This window comes from Acuticoccus mangrovi (genome assembly GCF_016411865.1).
Classification (GTDB): domain Bacteria; phylum Pseudomonadota; class Alphaproteobacteria; order Rhizobiales; family Amorphaceae; genus Acuticoccus; species Acuticoccus mangrovi.
Genome location: NZ_JAEKJA010000001.1, coordinates 67,239 through 83,660 on the forward strand (window position 1 = coordinate 67,239; position 16,422 = coordinate 83,660).

Genomic DNA, 16,422 nt, shown 5'->3' on the forward strand with positions numbered 1-16,422 from the left:
ATCCTGCGGACGCATTGCAACCATAAGCATCAGCCTGACGGCGCAGCCGCGCGAGTTCGGCTCCACCACCGCCCGAACGTGCCTGGGCCAGCTCGGCGCGCAACGCGCCACACGACTGCGCCCACGCGCTGCCGCCCATCAATCCGATGAAAATCAGAACAATAAAAGCTCTCATCGTGGGTCACCCACTGAACGTTCATGGCAGAAGGGAGCACTGGACGGCTCCCGAGACGTAAGCGCACTCAACAAAATGGACAACGCAGAGGGATCGCATTTCTTCCGAAAACGTTAACACGCCTCGCTTGCCGCAACGATGGGCCACCGCGCTAGTGTTTCGGCGTCACAGTGGCGATCATTGTCCGCACAGCCGCGAGGTCATCCACAAAATGCCGGTATTCGGCCCGCTTTGCCTCCGCGTCGGCGAGGCGCAGCAGTGCCGAAGGGTGGACGGTCAGAAATCCCGCTGAACCGTCGGCCCAGGTGAGCGGCGTGCCACGGTTGCGCCCGACGGCGAGGGGATGGCCGGCGAGCGTCCGCGCCGCGCTCGCCCCGAGCGCCACCGTGACCTTCGGCCGCACCAGCCGCCGCTCGTGGTCGAGCCAGACCCGGCAATGCTCGATCTCGCCGGCGTTGGGCGACTTGTGGATCCGCCGCTTGCCGCGCACCTCGAACTTGAAGTGCTTCACCGCGTTGGTGACGAAGGTGTCGGCCCGCTCGATGCCGGCGTCCTGGAGCGCGCGGTTCAATAGTCGTCCGGCGGGGCCCACGAAGGGCCGGCCGGCGAGATCCTCTTGATCGCCGGGCTGCTCGCCCACGAACATGATGGCGGCGCCCGGCCGCCCTTCGCCCATCACCACCTGGGTGGCGTCGCGATAGAGCGGGCAGCGCGTGCAGCCGGCCGCGGCCTCGGCGATATCGTCGAGCGAGTTGATGTTGGCGGCGAGGGAGCGGCTGCGGCTCTCGGCCTCCCGGCGGGCACGGGCGGGGCGGGTGGAGCGCGCCGGGGCGGTGGCGGGCGCGGCCATCATCGCGCCGGCTCGGGCCGTCGCTTGGCGGATCAGGGGCTGGATCAGGGCGGCCTCCGGCAGGTTCGTCCAGTAGCGTTTGGGCATCTCGGATGTCATCGCCCTGACGTTCAAACGCGCCGGATTGAAAATCGCTCCGAAATAAGTGCGCCAAAGATCCTCGTGGATGTCGCCGTCGGGGGCGATCTCGCGGCTCGCGCCGCCGGCCACGATGAGCGTGGCGCCGTCCCAGTGAGCGGAGCGCTCCGGCGTGACGATCGACCACCGCATCGCGGCGAAGCGCCCGACGAAGAAATCGGCCACGAGGTCGAGAACGTGGTGCTCCGGCTCGAACCAGGCGACGAAGCGCTCCGCACCGTCCCGATCGCGGGTGGTGCGGAAGCGAACGAACGCCTTCATCTTGTGGGCGCACCGACGCACGTTCTGGGCGAGCGTCGTCGCCCGGGCGACGTCGGCGTCGGTGGCGATCGACAGGAGCCTCGGCTCCTTCTGAAAGCGCTCCAGCAGGCGGTGGAGGAGGATGTAGCGGTCGGCGGCGCTGTGGCAGGCGACGAGCCGGGCAAGCTCCACGAAACGGCGCGGGGCGCGGGGCGCGTCGGTGGCGCTCGGCTCGGGCAGCGTCTGCGCCGGCACCATCGTCGCGAGGACGCCTTGAGCGTCGTCGCGGGTCGTCCACAGCACCCGATGGGAGGATATGCCGGCCGCGACGAGGCGCCGGGCCATCCGGCGGAAGGTCTCGAAGTCCGCCGGGTGCTCCAGGCGTACGATGTGCCCGTATCGGTTCATGCCGCGAAGAGGTCGAGCTGACGGTGAGGCTTGCGGACGAGATGGGCGAGGCGCTCCCCGTCGAGCCCCTTCGGCGACCAGCCCTCCGCCGCCACGAAGGCGAGGGCGCGCCGGGCGGTGGGGGTGATCTTGGCGAGATCCTCCGGCCGCAGACGGTGGTGGCGCCGGGTCGACACGATCGCGTCCACCGCCTTCACCCCGAGGCCCGGCACCCGCAGCAGCCGCTCGCGCGGCGCCCGGTTGAGATCGACGGGAAACTCCGCCCGGTGCCGCAGCGCCCAGGCGAGCTTGGGGTCGATGTCGAGGTCGAGCATGCCCTCGGCCGTCGCCGCCGCGGCGATGTCGCCGACCTCGAAGCCATAGAAGCGGGTGAGCCAGTCGGCCTGGTAGAGCCGATGCTCGCGCTGGAGCGGGGGCGGGGTGAGGGGTAGGGCCGTGGAGGCCGCGGGGATCGGGCTGAAGGCGCTGTAGTAGACGCGCCGCAGCCGATAGGCGGTGTAGAGGGTGCGACTGCGCGACAGGATCGCCACGTCGCTCGCCCCGTCGGCGCCGACGATCATCTGCGTCGACTGCCCGGCGGGGGCGAACCGCGGCGCCGGCGCGGCGCGCGGCGGCAGGCGGCGCGGCCGCTCGGCCGCCGCGTCGATCGCCGTCCGCACCTCCGCCATCTGCCGCTTGATGGTGCCGGCGGACTTTTCCGGCGCGAGAGCGGCGAGGCCCGCATCGGTGGGCAGCTCGATGTTGATCGACAGCCTGTCGGCGTAGCGCCCGGCCGCCTCGATCAATTCGGGCGCGGCCTCGGGGATCGTCTTCAGATGGATGTAGCCGTGGAACTGATGACCCTCGCGCAGCGTGCGCGCCACCCGCACGAGTTGCTCCATGGTGTGATCGGCCGACCGCACGATCCCGGAGGACAGGAACAGTCCCTCGATATAGTTACGCCGATAGAAGGAGAGGGTGAGGCTCACCACCTCCTCCGGGGTGAAGGCCGCCCGCTCCACGCCGGACGACACGCGGTTCACGCAATACGCGCAATCGAACATGCAGGCGTTGGTGAGCAGCACCTTCAGCAGCGAGATGCAGCGCCCGTCGGGGGCATAGGCGTGGCAGATGCCCGACCCTTCGGTGGAGCCGATGCCACCCTTGCGGGCATCTCGCGCCTGGGTTCCCGACGACGCGCAGGAGGCGTCATATTTCGCCGCATCGGCGAGGATCGCCAGCCTCTGCTGGAGGCTTTTCGCTCGACTGGTCGCCACGCCCTTCCTGCCTTAATCCAATGTTTCGTCTTTGTTCCATATAGGGTCGCGCGGCGTCCCCGGTAAAGGGCCGCATTCGCGTGTTGACGTTCGGCCACAGCCGTTGTGCAAGGGGCGAGCTTGCAACCCTACGGGTCGGAAACGTGCTTCCAACGTTCCCCGCTCCGTGCTTGGGTCGTGCGCAAAGGTGAGGGGGAGGCGAATCACGATGTCGGCCTGGGTCCGATCGATTCTGACCGGAGCGTGTGCCCTCGCGGCGGGTCCGGCGCTCGCGGCGACGGTGGTGGTGGGCGTGCCGGCCTGGCCGTCGGCGGAGGTGACCGCCAGCATCATCGGCAAGGTGCTCGAGGAGCACTACGGCGTCGCGGTGCGACTGCGCCCGATCGGCAGCATGGAGCTCCTCGGCGCCATCGACCGGGGCGAGGTGGACATCCACCCCGAGATCTGGCTCCCCAACCTGCAGAGCTTCGTCGACGATTACGCGAAGAGCGTGGTGGTCGCCGACTACGGCGTGACCGCCATGCAGGGGCTCTGCACCACGCGCGACACGGTCGAGGCCACCGGCATCAAGTCGGTCGGCGACCTCGCCAAGCCCGAGATGGCCGCCTATTTCGACACCGACGAGGACGGCAAGGGCGAGATGTGGATCGGTCCTGCGAGCTGGTCGTCGGCGCGGATCGAGCGGGTGCGGGCGAAGAGCTACGGCTATGCCGATACGATGATGCTCCTCAACATGCCCGAGGACATGGCGATGGCCTCGATCGATGCCGCGGCGGCGCTCGGTCAGCCCGTCGTCTTCTACTGCTATTCGCCGCACTACGTGTTCGCCCTGCACGACATCGTGCGGCTCGAGGAGCCGCCCCACGATCCGGCCACCTGGACCATCGTGCAGGCCGAGGACGACCCGGCCTGGCTCGCCCACTCGACGGCGGCGAGCGCTTGGGAGCCGTCGCACTTTCACATCGGCTACGCTCGCGCGCTCGCCGACGATCAGCCCGCCATCGTCGCCTTCCTCCAGCATATCGCCCTGACCGAAGACGACGCGGCGATGATGAGCTATGCGGTGCATGTGGAAGGTCGCGCGCCGGACGCGGTGGCCGACGCATGGCTTGCGGACAACAAGGAGCGGATTGAGGAGTGGGTGAAATGAAGCGGATGTTGTCGCGCGCGGCGGCGGCCCTCGGGGTTGTGGCACTCAGTGCCGGGATCGCCCACGCCACGCAGATCTTCGATCCGTCGACCCGGGCCTGGGTGAGCTACGATCCCAAGCGTGCGATCGACTACTATCGCGCCCACGGCGGCGTGCCGGCCGACTTCCGCCGCCAGGTGGTCAAGTTCCGCACCGCCGAGAAGCCGGGCACCATCATCATCGACGGCAACCGGCACTTCCTCTACCTGGTGCTGCCGAACTTCCAGGCGATCCGCTACGGCATCGGCGTCGGCCGCGACGGCTTCGGCTGGGCCGGCATCGTGCGCGTGGGCCGCAAGGCCGAATGGCCGACCTGGACGCCGCCGGCGGAGATGGTGGCGCGCGATCCGAACTCCGCAAAGTATGCCAACGGCATGCCCGGCGGCCCGGATAACCCGCTCGGTGCCCGCGCCTTCTATCTCTACGAGGGCAACCGCGACACGATCTACCGCATCCACGGCACCACTGAGCCGTGGTCGATCGGCCTCGACATCTCGTCGGGCTGCATCCGCATGAACAACGACGATGTGATCGACCTCTTCAACCGGGTCGAGGTGGGCGCGAAGGTGATTGTCCTGATGCAGGGCGCCGCGCTCTACAAGGGCGTTTGAAGGCCGCGCTCTACAGGGGCGTTTGAAGAAGGAGCGCGCAATGGGCGTGATGCGGATGACGGGCGGGGCTCTCGCCGTGGCGATGGCAATGGCGGCGGCGGGCTGCGTGGGCGGGGGCTCCGGCGGGTCCGCGACGCCGAGCAGCACGGTGCGCTCGAGCGTGGTGACCGCGCCGGCCGACCTTCAGCTCCTGTGCGCCTCGGAGGCCGCGACCCGCTTCGGCGCGCCGGCCAACGAGGTGCTGCCGGTTTCCTCCAGCCAGACCGGCTCGGGGGTCTATTCGGTGAGCCTCACGATGGGCAGCGCCGGCAGCGCCACCTGCGTGGTCGACGACAACGGCACCGTCCAGTCCGTCGAAAAGGCCTGAGGCGCCACTTCCTCGCAACACCCGGACCCAGAGGCGCGACATGCCGGAGCGGCGCCGCGCCTCTGCCACCCCTCGTTCATCGTGTGCCACGCACCGCGCGTCGGCAGCCTAGTCACGTTCGCCCATTTGCCAAGAGGTGTGGGCGAGGGTGAGGAAGACGAGGAACTGGCCGAGGAACATGTCGGGATAGAACAGCGACGATTCCATCATGTTCGACACGAGCACCGACACGAAATAGACCGCGAGCCAGGCGCTGCCGGCGAACTGCCAGCGGTCCGGCGAGCGGCGGACGATGGCCGACACGATCTTGCGCACCAGGTCGATGCCGTAGATCGCCACGATGACGGCGAAATAGACGCCGCCGTTGACCATGATGTCGAGGTAGCCGTTATGGAACTGGCGCAGGCTCAGATAGCGCGCCTCGATCCCCGTCCAGAAGCCGATATAGTTCCACAGCGGATGGTAGACCGGAAGCATCGACCACTGCGCCCCCCAGCCGTAGCCGAACCAGGGGTGCTTGCCGATGTGCTGCACCCCGGCGCCCCAGAGCTGGTCGCGCGCGGTGAAGGTCGGGTCGCCCGTCAGGATCTCCGCCCAGTCCGGCCCCGACAGATTGAAGGTGCCGGTGCTGAACACCACGAGCCCGGCGATGAGGGCGAGCCCCGCCACCGCGAGCATCGCGAGCACGCGGCTCGTCCAGATCAGCATATAGATCGGCAGCAGCACCACCACGCACAGGAGGACGAGCGCCAACGCCGTCTTCGACAGGGTGAGGGCGAGAAACACCAGCGACAGGACGGTGAGGCCCACGAGGCTCCAGAAGCCCAACGGATTGCGCACGGCGAGGAGGGCGCTCGCGAAGGTGATCGCCATGCCCTGCGTCACCATGCCGGCCACGTTCTTGGAGGTGTGCATCGCCTGAAGGCCGATGTCGGACCACGCCTTGCCGGGCACCGCCGCCGTATAGAGGAAGTTCGCGAAGAGCACGAAGGCGAAGGCGGCGATGACCGGGGGAAAATATTGCCGCGGCGAGCGCAGCACCGACGCGACGCCGAGCCCGATCATCAGCACGATCACGTAGACGATGAAGCGACGCACCGTGATGCCGGGGAAGGCGGACCAGAACACGGTGGAGATCATCCCCGCATAGACGAGGAGCAGCGCCCAGCAGCGCGCGAGGATCGCGAGGGCGCGCCGCCACGCCACGAGAATCAGCGGCAGCGACAGGCAGGCGAGGAGCATGAAGAACACCTGCCGCAGCGCACCGCCCTCGGCCGACTGACCGTCGCTCTTCACGAGCGGCCCGAAGCCCACCATCAGGTAGACCATCGCCACCGTCAGCACGATGCGGGCGAGCCAGCGCACCAGAGCGTCGACCAGCGCCTCCTGGCTCGACTGGGCGACGACGTCGCGCGCCGACAGATAGTCGAGCCAATTGTCCTGACTGGTCATAGGCAAAACCGCATCGCCGGAGTGTTTTGAATCCTTCTCAATTGTTGCTCCCTTCCGCGGGTCGCCTTAACCCTCTGATCTTGGGTGACGCGGACCACGCGCGAGCCGGCCGGATCAGGCTGCTCGCACGGGCTGAATTGCGCAAGTGTGTTGACGCTGCTCCGCCGTCGCGGCCGCGGCAGAACGAGGGAGGGCGAGGGACGATGGTCGAGCTCGAAGGCGGCGCCGGGATGCGCCGGGTGGCGGGATGGCTGGTGCGCGGGGCGGCGCTCGGCGCCGCCGTGCTCGTCGCGGCGTGCAGCGGCGAAGAGGAGAAGACCGTCTCCCCCGAGGTGACGGCCGGCGAGGCGATCTACAAGGATCAGTGCGCCGTCTGCCACGATCAGACCGCCGCCGCGGCCGTCGCCCCCGATCTCACCGGCGTCGTCGGCCGCAAGGCCGGCACCTGGAAGGACTTCGTCTACTCCACCGCGATGGCGAATTCCGACATCGTCTGGAGCAAGGAGACGCTCGACGCCTTCCTGAAATCGCCCACGACCTATCTTCCGGGCACGAACATGGGTTATTTCGGCCTTGCCGACGATACCCAGCGGGCTGAACTCGTTGCCTATCTGGAGCATATCTCGCAGCCTTGAGGGCCGCGGCGAGGCGCCACCACGGCGCCGGCCACATGACAGGGGAGGCCTTGCCGACTGATGGGTCCGTTCGATCGTTTCGCCGATGCGCGCACCATTGAGACCGGCACCACCATCGATGCCGACGTCTGCATCATCGGCACCGGCGCGGCCGGCATCACCATCGCGCGGGCGCTCGCCAACGGCCCCCAGAAGGTCGTCATGCTGGAGACCGGCGGCCTAAACTACGACGCGGCCGTCGCCGCCTTGGGCGACATCGACGTCATCGGCCGCCCGTATCCGGGGGGCGCGTCGCGGCTGCGTTATCTCGGCGGCTCGACCAACCACTGGGGCGGCCAGTGCGCCCCGCTCGATCCCATCGTGTTCGGCCCGCGGCCGTGGATGGGGGACGCGGAGTGGCCCGTCGACTATGCCGATCTCGAACCCTACTACCGCGCCGCCCACAAGGTGATCGGCCTCGGCGAGTACGAGTACGAGCCCGCCGAGGTTCTCAAGAACACGCCGTTCGCGGTCATGGACTTCACCGACGGCGGACCGGTGCGCACCTCGATCTCGCGCTATCACCGCCAGCGTTTCGGCCTCGCCTACGCCGCCGATCTCAACGCCGCCCCCAACGTCTTCGTCTACCTCTACGCGACGGTGACCTCGTTCTACCGCGGCGACACCGGCGACGCGGCGACCCACGTCACCGTGGCGACGCTCGCCGGCAACAGCTTCACCGTGCGCGCGACCCGCTTCGTGCTCGCCACCGGCGGTATCGAGAACGCGCGCCTCCTCCTCGACAGCAACGGCCAGCAGGCGGCGGGCTTCGGCAATGGCTCCGGCCTCGTCGGCCGCTATTTCATGGAGCACGTCGCCTACGCCAACGGCGTCGTCGTCCCGAAGAACTTCAAGCCCGGCTTCGACGTCTATTTCGACGAGCAGCGCCTCGACGATCCGACGGGCGACGATGTGCGCATCCGCGCCCACCTCACGCTGTCGCCGGAGGCGACGCGGGCGCTCGAGGTACCGCGCTTCCGGGCCGAGCTGCGGCGCTACTCGGAGCTGCGGCTGGCGCTGAAGCACGTGCGCGACTTCAATTTCGGCTTCGGCGACGTGTGGGACGTGATGCAGGAGCCCGGCGCGATCTGGGATGCGCTGGTGAACGGGGAGCCGCCGCCCGACGTCGGCGCGTTCATCCTCGCGAACTACGTGGAGCAGATTCCGAACCCCGCGAGCCGCATCACCCTGTCGAGCACGCGCAACGCGCTCGGTCAGCACATCGCGGCGATGGACTGGCGTCTGACCCGTGCCGACGAGGACGGTATCAAGCTCGCCCATCGCGTCATCGCCCACGAGATCGGCCGTTCGGACTTCGGCCGCTTTCGCTACGACATGCTGGAGGACGAGGACGCGATTCTCGACGGCGCCTATGGCGGCTTCCACCACATGGGCACCACGCGCATGGGAACCGACCCCAAGGCGTCGGTGGTCGACACCGACTGCCGTATGCACGAGGCCCCCAACGTCTACATCGCCGGCTCCTCGCTCTATCCGAGCGCGGGGTGGCCCAATCCGACGCTGACGCTGGTCGCGCTCGCGGCCCGGCTCGCCGATCATCTCAAGGAGGAGGTCGCCCGTGACGGCTAAGCGCAAAGGTCCCACCCGCCGGGCGGCGCTCGGCTGGCTCGCGGCGGGGGCCTCGCTCCTCACCGGCCGCGTGGCGGCGGCTCCGGCTTCGCCCGAGCGGCGCCTCGCCCGTCTCGCGGGCTCACGGCGGGCCGCCGGTCGCATCGGCCGCGCCTATCTCGCCGACCGGGGCGGCGCCGACCTCTCGGCGCTGATGGCGGAGATCGAAGCCCGCACGGCGCTCTCGTCGGATGCGGTGATGCGGTTGTCGCCGGACGCGCTCGCCGCCCGCCTCGCCGTCGCCAAGCGCGAGGACTTCGAGCGCCGCGACACCGTCGCGGTGGAGGGGTGGGTGCTTTCGGGCACCGAGGCGCGCCTCTGCGCCCTCGCCACGCTGGTCTGAGGCGCGGTCGAGCCGCCGCCGGCCGCGGCTCGGCCAAAGAGGACGTCAGTGGGCGGGGCTGTCGCCCAGCGCCTCGCGGGTCTTCTTGAGCTCGGCGATGCGCGCCTCGTAGAGCGCGGTGAGGCAGGGGTCGTCCGCACCGCAGGCCGCCCGTTTTTCGAGGAATTCGCGCTGGCCATCCCGCGTTTCACCCGAGACGCCCATCAGCGCGTGGGCGAGCACGTCCTCGTAGAGGCTCGCCATCTCGTCGTCGAGCGCGCAGAGGCGGCCGCTGCGGCAGACGGCCACCTCGTCCGCCGCCGAAGCCTTGGCGCAATCGAAGCTCTGCGCCATCGCCGGCGAGGTGCCGACGCCTGCCATAGCGAGGGCGAGGGTTGCGGCGCGTAGCCGGCTGTCGATGTACATGGGTCCTCTCCGGGCGTGTCGCGGGTGGAGCGGCCTCGATCGTGCGGCCTCGATGACGCGATGGCCCGCCCGATCAGCCGCGCCCCACGAAGGGCATCTTCGTCGCCATCACCGTCAGGAACTGGGCGTTCGCCGACAGATCCATCGCCGACATGAAAAGGATCGAGTCGGCGACCACCTGAACGTCCATCAGCGGCTCCGGGCGGATCGACCCGTCGGCCTGCGGCACGCCGTCGGCCATGCGGGCAGCCATCTCGGTCCGCGCGTTGCCGATGTCGATTTGGCAGCAGGCGATGTCGTGCTTGCGGCCGTCGAGGCTGATCGTCTTGGTGAGGCCGGTGATCGCATGCTTGGAGGCGGTGTAGGCGGCCGACCCCGGGCGCGGCGCATAGGCGGAGATGGAGCCGTTGTTGATGATCCGCCCGCCCTTCGGCGACTGATCGCGCATCATCTTGTAGGCGCCACGGGCGACGAGGAAGCAGCCGTCGAGATTGAGCCCGATCACCCGGCGCCAGTCCTCGAAGGCGATGTCGCCGAAATCGGTGCCCGGCATGTTGTTGCCGGCGTTGTTGAACACCACGTCGAGCCGGCCGTGGCGCGCGGCGATAGCGGCGAACATCGCCTCGACGCTCGCCGGATCGCTGGCGTCGCAGGCGATGGGGGTCACGTCGCCGCCGGCTTCGCTGGCCACGGCCTCCAGCTTGTCGAGCCGGCGGGCGGCCGCCACCACCTTGGCGCCTTTCTTGGCGAGGGTGACGACGCACGCCTTGCCGATGCCCTGGCTCGCTCCCGTGACCAGGATGATCTTGCCTTCAACCCCCACGGCCGCTCCTCCTCTTATTGGTGTTTCGGCCGTGGGTAGGCCGATCACCACCGCAAATCAACGCCTGATGCGGAGAAGGAGGAGGGGGTGCCGCGGTGGGCGGTCAGGCGGGCTCGCCCACCGGCGCCGGCTCTCCCTCGACCTCGTGCCAAGCTTCGCCGGCGGCCACCACGCAGGAGCGCCCCGACGGCAGCGTCACCAGCGCCGTCCACGTGCCGTTCTCCGAGGCGTAGAGCTCCAAGACCTTGCGGTCGTTCTGCAGTCCGAACGAGCGCTGCGTCTCGCCGAAGCGCCGCGACAGAAGGTCGACGATCTCCTTGCGATCCTTGCACAAGGTCTGGGCCGCATTGGCCACGTCGAACGGGGAGGCGACAGCAACGGTGGCAAAGAGGGCGAGTAGAGCGGTCTTCCGCATGGCGGTTTTCCTTTTGTCGCCGGCGGTCTACTCGTCGCGAGCGCCGCCCGGAGCGGGGGTGTACGTCATCGTCCTTGCTTGATCATGGTACGGAATGCGTCGGCGACGGGGATTAGTGTGCCGAGCCCGGCGCGCCGTGGGGCGGGGGCGGGAGGTTGTCCATCGCGATGCTCCGCCGGCGAGCCATCCGCCAGCGGCAGCCTCCCTGCGTTTTCGAGCGACGGCTCTTAGGGCCGCTCGCCGCGCGCCACCCGCTGCATCAGCTCCCACTGGCGGGGAAGGATGCGGTCGAGAGCGTACTGGTCGACGATCGTGCCTCGTGCTGCTTGCCTCAGGCTGGCGTCGTCGAGCGCGCCGCGTAAGACCTCCTCGAGGCGATCCACGATCTCGCGCACGTCGAAGAAGTCCGTCAGCACGCCGTTCTCGCCGTCGGTGATCAGCTCCTCCACCGGCGCCGTGCGCGAGCCGACGATCAGCGCACCCGTCGCCATCGCCTCCAGCATCGACCACGACAGCACGAACGGTACCGTCAGATAGACGTGCGCCCGGGTGATGCGGAACATCGCCCGCAGCGTCGTGAGCGGGACGAGGCCGAGGAAGTGGATGCGGCTCTCGTCGAGGTCGAGCGAGGCGAGGGCGTGCTCGCGATGGGTCTTCCCATCGCCGCGCCGCTTGCCGTAGGCGGTGCGGTCCTGCCCGGCGATCAGGACGTGGAGGTCCGGCCGCCGCTGCTGCAGCTCGGCCACCGCCGCCATGAACTGAGGAAAGCCGCGATAGGGCTCCATCCCCCGCGCCACGTAGGTGATGACCTCGTCGGCGGCGGTGAAGGTGCGCCCGTCGGCCTCCACGCTCGCCTCGCCGGGGGAGAAGAAGTCGCAATCCACCCCCTCGTGCAGCACCGACATGTTGTGGCGCAGGTGCTCGGGGAACTGGCTGAACTGCCACCGGGTCGGTGAGGTGCCCCAGTCCATCTCCGCAAGGTCGAGCAGGATCGGGATGTTCTTCATGTGTGCGCGGACGGCGCTGTCGTGGTTGATCGGCTCCAGAAAGTCCGCGTCGCTGCCGCGGGCGCGATAGTACCATTCGAAGAGCGCCAGAAGCTTCGCCTGTGGCCAGAGCTCCTTGACGAAGAGGGAGGGGCCCCAGCCGGAGTGGGAGCACACGAGGTCGGGCGCCCAGCCCTCGCTCTTCAGCGCATAGAGCGCCTTGAAGGCGGCCTGGGCGGTGAGCACGGCGCGCTCGGTGGCGACGAGGGTCGGGTGAATGTCCTTCGTCACTTCGCGGTGGAGCGCGTAGTCGACGCGGCGAACGCCATAGTCCTGCTTATTCGATGCGAGCGTGCCGGCGCGCATCTCCACCTCCGGCATGGACCGCAGATGGGCCGCGATGCGCCGGTATTGGCCCGGAAAATTGTTGTGCAGAAACAGGATCTTCATGGGGCGCGGCGCTCCGGTGGGGGCGAGAGGGCGATGCGACCCCCGCGCATGGCAGGGCCGTGCTGGAAACACAACACCGCTGCCGCACCATCTTGCAATCCATGCCGCCTTCGCGGACATTCCGACGGGCGCGCGGCCTCATCAGCGTAGGCCATGCGCCACGAGATAACGTTGTGAGGACCTTCATGCCCACCCCCATCCTGATGCCGGCGCTATCGCCCACCATGGAGGCCGGCACGCTGGCCAAGTGGCTCGTGAAGGAAGGCGATACCATTTCCTCCGGCGACGTCGTGGCCGAGATCGAAACCGACAAGGCGACGATGGAGGTGGAGGCGGTCGACGAAGGCGTCGTCGGCAAGATCCTCGTTGCCGAAGGCACGGCCGACGTGCCGGTGAACGAGCCCATCGCGATGCTCCTCGGCGAGGGCGAGAGCGCTGCCGATCTCGACGCCGCGCCGGCACCGAAGCCCGCGCCCGCGCCGAAGGCCGAAGCGGTGGAGACGGCCCCGGGCGGCGCCGCCGACGCGACGCGCACCGGCAACGGCGCCGCAGCGCCGGCCCCCGCCGCGGCGCCCGCGCCGACGTCCGGTGGCGAGCGCATCTTCGCCTCGCCGCTCGCCCGCCGCCTCGCCGAGAAGGACGGCATCGACCTCTCCGCCGTCACCGGGTCCGGCCCGCACGGCCGCATCGTCCAGCGCGACATCGAGGAGGCGAAGGCCGCCGGCACCGGCAAAGCGGCCGCCCCCGCCGCGGCCGAAGCGCCCGCCACCGCCCCCAAGGCGGCCGCCCCCGCCGCAGCCGCTCCCGCGCTCGGCATGAGCGACGATCAGATCCGCGCGATGTTCGAGGCGGGGACCTACAAGGAGATCCCGCACGACGGCATGCGCAAGACGATCGCGCGTCGCCTCACCGAATCGAAGCAGACCGTCCCCCACTTCTACCTGTCGGTCGACACCGAGCTCGACGCCCTCCTCAAGCTGCGGGCCGACATCAACGCCGCCGCTCCGACCGACAAGGAGGGCAAGCCCGCCTACAAGGTCTCGGTCAACGACTTCGTCATCAAGGCGATGGCGCTCTCCCTGAAGCAGGTGCCGATGGCCAACGCCACCTACACCTCCACCGCCCGCCTGATCCACGACAGCGTCGACGTGGGCGTCGCCGTCGCCATTCCCGACGGCCTCATCACCCCGGTGGTGCGCAAGGCCGACATGAAGCCGCTCTCCGTCATCTCCAACGAAATGAAGGACCTCGCCAAGCGCGCCCGCGACAAGAAGCTTCAGCCGCAGGAATATCAGGGCGGCTCCACCGCGGTCTCCAATCTCGGCATGTTCGGCATTCGCGACTTCGCCGCCGTCATCAACCCGCCGCACGGCTCGATCCTCGCGGTGGGCGAGGGCTCGCAGCGCCCGGTGGTGAAGGACGGTGCGCTCGCCATCGCCACGGTGATGACGGTGACGCTGTCCGTCGACCACCGCGTCGTCGACGGGGCGCTCGGCGCCGAAGTGCTGCAGGCCTTCAAGGGGCTCATCGAGAGCCCGATGCGCCTCCTCGTCTAAGGCGCTCCGCCTCTCTCGGGCGCTGCCCGCTGCTTGGGTGGTGCCCGTTCAGGGCGCCAGGTCATCGCCGTGCGGGCTCAGCGCGCGGCGATCTCCTCGAGCTGCATCGTCAGCTTCGTGAAGTGGGTCTCCCAGTCCGCGGGCGGCGCGATCTGCGCAACGCGCGTCGCGCGGATCGCGTCGTTCTCGGCGAGCGCCATGATGGCGTGGCGCCAACCCGGCCCGTCGGTGGGACCGACGAAGATCGTCGAGATGCCGCCGATCTCGCGGTGGGCGGGGATGTCGGAGGCGATCACCGGCACTCCCATCGCGTGCGCCTCCACGATCGGCAGCCCATAACCCTCCACGAAGGACGGCGTCACCAGCGCCCGCGCCCCGGCGAGATAACCGGCGACCATATCGTCGCCGAGCCCGCCCGTCGCGCGCACCAGACCGTGCAGCTTGGGGCTGCGATCGATGAGGTCGAGCGCCGTCTGGTCGCTGCCGCGCCGGCCGATGACGAGGAGGTGGGGGGCGCCGTCGTGCTCGGCGAGTTCGCGCCAGACGTGGAGCAGGAAGGCGAGATTCTTGCGCCGGTCGATGCTCGACAGATGAACGAAGGTCGGATGGGCGAAGCGCGTCGGCTGCGTCGGCGGGGTGAGGGCGGGGCCGAGGTGGAGCACCGAGGTGGTGAAGGGCGCGCCGCTCACATAGTCGAGGAGCTCCGCCCGCGTCGTCTCCGAGATGGTGAACACGTGATCGGCGTGCTCCACCAGCGTGGCGATGCGGCGCTGATGGAGGCGCGTCGCCCGCTCCGTCTCGTATTCGGGGTGGGTGATCGGGATGAGATCGTTGATCATCGCGACGAAGCGGCCGGGCAGGCGGGCGAAGCGCTCCGGCTCGTCGAGCCCGTCGTGGCCGACATTCAGCGTTACGCTGGGCGCGCCGCCGGCATCGAGCGGCCGGCCGAGCGCGGTCAGGGCGAGGCGTCGCACGCGCTGCTCCACCCGATCGGCGGCATAGGCGAGGCGCGAGGTGCCGAGGCGGCCGAACTGGCGCGGCGCAGTGTCCGACCAGCGCGTCTCGAGGGTCGTCACCACCTGGTCGAGGGCGCGGCGCGGCAGCATCACGAGCCCGCGCCCGCTGCGCGTGGCCGCGCGCGGCACGAAGGCGCGCTGACGCGTCAGCCATCGCGCATACATCAATTCGATGCGATCAATGCCCGTCGGTCCACCGAAATGCTCATATCGGCGTACCAGACGACTGATATCGAGGAAGAGGACGGGGCGTAGCATGGAGGCGGCAGAATGCTGAACCTGGCCGTCCCGTCAAGTGACGGTCCGCCGCAAGCGCGCATCGCTGCGTCGGGGGAGGGAGAGAAGAGGATGAGCCGATTGGATCCTTTGCCGAGAGGCCGACGCCGCGGGGCGCTCGCCGGCCTCGCCGTGGCCGTGACGGTCGGCGCCCTGACCGCGACGGCGGCGCCCGCGGCCGCCCGGCCCGACACGCGGACGATGACGTGTGCCGAGGCCAACGCCCTCGTCCGCCGGGAGGGCCAGGTGGTGATGACCACGGGCACCTACACCTACCGCCGCTTCGTGGCGAATGTCGGCTATTGCGACCGCTGGCAGGGCATCAAGCCCGAGTACGCGCCCTCGCGCGACAATCCCAAGTGCGTGATGCACAGCGTCTGCTACCAACCGATGATCCCCTTCGACTGACGCCCGCCGCCGGACGCTTGGGAAGGGCGGTGCCCCTGGCGCCATCGCGGGGCGAGCCGCCGACGGAGGCCAACCAGGGAAGGGCCGTGGATAGAGACGGAAGAGCCGAGCGTGCGGGCGGCGCGGCGTGTGCCTTCGGCGCGCCGACCCGCTGCGTCGCGGCCCTTTCGGCGGGCCTCGTCGCGCTCGCCGTCCTGACTGGCGGCACGGCGCGGGCCGGGGAGGCGAAGCCAGAGCCCGCCATCGCCCGGGCGAATCATGCCGGCTACGCGCGCCGGCGCCACTGCACCGCCTTCGCCGTCGCGCCCCGCGTGGTGGTCACCGCCGCCCACTGCCTCGCCGACGTCGACCCCGCCGCGACCGATCTTCTCTTCGGCTATGCCCGCATGGCATGGGTGGCGCACGTCTCGCCCATCGAAGGCCGCGATCTCGGCGACGACGTCGCCGTGCTCTGCCTCGGCGAGGATGCGCCCGCCGTTCTCCCCGTCGGCCCGGTCCCCAAGCGCAATGCCGAGGTCAGCGTGACGGGCTACGGCGCGCCGCGCGTCCACGTGCCGACGACGCACGTCTGCACCGTCCTCGCCCGGGTCGACGGCGACCTCCTTCTCGACTGCCCCGCCACCCACGGCGCGTCGGGCGGACCGGTGCGTGATGCCGACGGTCGTGCCATCGCCGTCATGGTGGCGACCGCCCGAGCCTCCTCGCTCGCCGCCCCGCTGCCGCAGGACATTGCCGAGGCCTGCCGCTGATCTTGC

General features: G+C 69.5%; 17 protein-coding genes. 9 read left to right on the forward strand and 8 right to left on the reverse strand.

Going from position 1 to position 16,422, the window contains the following annotated elements:
- Positions 1-326: 326 nt before the first annotated feature.
- Positions 327-1,811, reverse strand: a complete 1,485-nt coding sequence (locus JCR33_RS00305) for a UdgX family uracil-DNA binding protein (protein WP_198880012.1) — start codon at positions 1,809-1,811, stop codon at positions 327-329.
- Positions 1,808-3,067 (reverse strand): putative DNA modification/repair radical SAM protein, encoded by a 1,260-nt coding sequence (locus tag JCR33_RS00310; protein ID WP_198880013.1) that lies wholly within the window; start codon positions 3,065-3,067, stop codon positions 1,808-1,810. The genes JCR33_RS00305 and JCR33_RS00310 overlap by 4 nt, the downstream gene beginning before the upstream one ends.
- 208 nt (positions 3,068-3,275) lie before the next feature.
- Between JCR33_RS00310 and JCR33_RS00315 the strand changes: the two genes are divergently transcribed.
- The 3 genes from JCR33_RS00315 to JCR33_RS00325 are packed head-to-tail and all read left to right on the forward strand — an operon-like array spanning position 3,276 to position 5,234.
- The gene (locus tag JCR33_RS00315) at positions 3,276-4,217 is read left to right on the forward strand and encodes an ABC transporter substrate-binding protein (protein WP_198880014.1); all 942 of its coding nucleotides are present in this window, start codon (positions 3,276-3,278) and stop codon (positions 4,215-4,217) included.
- Between the two features lie 5 nt (positions 4,218-4,222).
- Positions 4,223-4,867: a L,D-transpeptidase gene (locus JCR33_RS00320; RefSeq protein ID WP_198880535.1), complete on the forward strand. Its 645-nt coding sequence runs from the start codon at positions 4,223-4,225 to the stop codon at positions 4,865-4,867.
- Between the two features lie 40 nt (positions 4,868-4,907).
- On the forward strand, positions 4,908-5,234 hold the full coding sequence (locus JCR33_RS00325; RefSeq protein ID WP_198880015.1) for a hypothetical protein: 327 nt from the start codon (positions 4,908-4,910) through the stop codon (positions 5,232-5,234).
- Positions 5,235-5,342: 108 nt separating this feature from the next.
- On the opposite strand, the gene JCR33_RS00330 is transcribed toward JCR33_RS00325, so the two are convergent.
- Positions 5,343-6,686 (reverse strand): O-antigen ligase family protein, encoded by a 1,344-nt coding sequence (locus JCR33_RS00330; RefSeq protein ID WP_198880016.1) that lies wholly within the window; start codon positions 6,684-6,686, stop codon positions 5,343-5,345.
- Between the two features lie 203 nt (positions 6,687-6,889).
- On the opposite strand from JCR33_RS00330, the gene JCR33_RS00335 reads away from it, so the two are divergent.
- From JCR33_RS00335 to JCR33_RS00345, 3 genes are read left to right on the forward strand one after another with little or no spacing between them, the layout of a single operon-like run.
- Positions 6,890-7,321 carry a c-type cytochrome gene (locus JCR33_RS00335; protein WP_198880017.1) on the forward strand — a complete coding sequence of 144 codons (432 nt, stop codon included), beginning with the start codon at positions 6,890-6,892 and terminating at the stop codon, positions 7,319-7,321.
- A gap of 60 nt (positions 7,322-7,381) precedes the next feature.
- Complete coding sequence (locus JCR33_RS00340) at positions 7,382-8,950, forward strand: FAD-dependent oxidoreductase (protein WP_198880018.1); 1,569 nt, start codon at positions 7,382-7,384, stop codon at positions 8,948-8,950.
- A complete protein-coding gene (locus tag JCR33_RS00345; RefSeq protein WP_198880019.1) occupies positions 8,940-9,332 on the forward strand; it encodes a hypothetical protein in 393 nt (130 codons plus the stop codon). The genes JCR33_RS00340 and JCR33_RS00345 overlap by 11 nt, the downstream gene beginning before the upstream one ends.
- Before the next feature lie 45 nt (positions 9,333-9,377).
- On the opposite strand, the gene JCR33_RS00350 is transcribed toward JCR33_RS00345, so the two are convergent.
- The 4 genes from JCR33_RS00350 to JCR33_RS00365 all read right to left on the reverse strand — a co-directional run bounded on the left by JCR33_RS00350 (position 9,378) and on the right by JCR33_RS00365 (position 12,411).
- Positions 9,378-9,737 carry a lysozyme inhibitor LprI family protein gene (locus JCR33_RS00350; RefSeq protein ID WP_198880020.1) on the reverse strand — a complete coding sequence of 120 codons (360 nt, stop codon included), beginning with the start codon at positions 9,735-9,737 and terminating at the stop codon, positions 9,378-9,380.
- A 73-nt stretch (positions 9,738-9,810) separates the two neighbouring features.
- Positions 9,811-10,560, reverse strand: coding sequence for an SDR family oxidoreductase (locus JCR33_RS00355; protein ID WP_198880021.1), 750 nt, complete (start codon positions 10,558-10,560; stop codon positions 9,811-9,813).
- Between the two features lie 103 nt (positions 10,561-10,663).
- Positions 10,664-10,975: a hypothetical protein gene (locus tag JCR33_RS00360; protein ID WP_198880022.1), complete on the reverse strand. Its 312-nt coding sequence runs from the start codon at positions 10,973-10,975 to the stop codon at positions 10,664-10,666.
- A gap of 227 nt (positions 10,976-11,202) precedes the next feature.
- Complete coding sequence (locus tag JCR33_RS00365) at positions 11,203-12,411, reverse strand: glycosyltransferase (RefSeq protein ID WP_198880023.1); 1,209 nt, start codon at positions 12,409-12,411, stop codon at positions 11,203-11,205.
- Positions 12,412-12,596: 185 nt separating this feature from the next.
- Here JCR33_RS00365 and JCR33_RS00370 point away from each other — a divergent pair, with 185 nt between their 5' ends.
- Complete coding sequence (locus JCR33_RS00370) at positions 12,597-13,967, forward strand: pyruvate dehydrogenase complex dihydrolipoamide acetyltransferase (protein WP_198880024.1); 1,371 nt, start codon at positions 12,597-12,599, stop codon at positions 13,965-13,967.
- A 77-nt stretch (positions 13,968-14,044) separates the two neighbouring features.
- On the opposite strand, the gene JCR33_RS00375 is transcribed toward JCR33_RS00370, so the two are convergent.
- Positions 14,045-15,148, reverse strand: a complete 1,104-nt coding sequence (locus JCR33_RS00375) for a glycosyltransferase family 4 protein (RefSeq protein WP_198880025.1) — start codon at positions 15,146-15,148, stop codon at positions 14,045-14,047.
- Between the two features lie 183 nt (positions 15,149-15,331).
- Between JCR33_RS00375 and JCR33_RS00380 the strand changes: the two genes are divergently transcribed.
- Both JCR33_RS00380 and JCR33_RS00385 read left to right on the forward strand, forming a co-directional pair.
- A complete protein-coding gene (locus JCR33_RS00380; RefSeq protein WP_198880026.1) occupies positions 15,332-15,667 on the forward strand; it encodes a hypothetical protein in 336 nt (111 codons plus the stop codon).
- Positions 15,668-15,753: 86 nt separating this feature from the next.
- Entirely contained in the window at positions 15,754-16,416 is a 663-nt protein-coding gene (locus JCR33_RS00385) for a trypsin-like serine peptidase (RefSeq protein WP_198880027.1), read from the forward strand.
- The last annotated feature ends 6 nt before the right edge of the window (positions 16,417-16,422 follow it).

Bases quoted from the DNA above. Each gene is read 5' to 3' on its own strand.
- JCR33_RS00305 (WP_198880012.1), bottom strand. From the start codon at position 1,811: ATGAACCGATACGGGCACATCGTACGCCTGGAGCACCCGGCGGACTTC.
- JCR33_RS00315 (WP_198880014.1), top strand. From the start codon at position 3,276: ATGTCGGCCTGGGTCCGATCGATTCTGACCGGAGCGTGTGCCCTCGCG.
- JCR33_RS00320 (WP_198880535.1), top strand. From the start codon at position 4,223: ATGTTGTCGCGCGCGGCGGCGGCCCTCGGGGTTGTGGCACTCAGTGCC.
- JCR33_RS00325 (WP_198880015.1), top strand. From the start codon at position 4,908: ATGGGCGTGATGCGGATGACGGGCGGGGCTCTCGCCGTGGCGATGGCA.
- JCR33_RS00330 (WP_198880016.1), bottom strand. From the start codon at position 6,686: ATGACCAGTCAGGACAATTGGCTCGACTATCTGTCGGCGCGCGACGTC.
- JCR33_RS00335 (WP_198880017.1), top strand. From the start codon at position 6,890: ATGGTCGAGCTCGAAGGCGGCGCCGGGATGCGCCGGGTGGCGGGATGG.
- JCR33_RS00340 (WP_198880018.1), top strand. From the start codon at position 7,382: ATGGGTCCGTTCGATCGTTTCGCCGATGCGCGCACCATTGAGACCGGC.
- JCR33_RS00350 (WP_198880020.1), bottom strand. From the start codon at position 9,737: ATGTACATCGACAGCCGGCTACGCGCCGCAACCCTCGCCCTCGCTATG.
- JCR33_RS00360 (WP_198880022.1), bottom strand. From the start codon at position 10,975: ATGCGGAAGACCGCTCTACTCGCCCTCTTTGCCACCGTTGCTGTCGCC.
- JCR33_RS00365 (WP_198880023.1), bottom strand. From the start codon at position 12,411: ATGAAGATCCTGTTTCTGCACAACAATTTTCCGGGCCAATACCGGCGC.
- JCR33_RS00370 (WP_198880024.1), top strand. From the start codon at position 12,597: ATGCCCACCCCCATCCTGATGCCGGCGCTATCGCCCACCATGGAGGCC.
- JCR33_RS00375 (WP_198880025.1), bottom strand. From the start codon at position 15,148: ATGTATGCGCGATGGCTGACGCGTCAGCGCGCCTTCGTGCCGCGCGCG.
- JCR33_RS00380 (WP_198880026.1), top strand. From the start codon at position 15,332: ATGAGCCGATTGGATCCTTTGCCGAGAGGCCGACGCCGCGGGGCGCTC.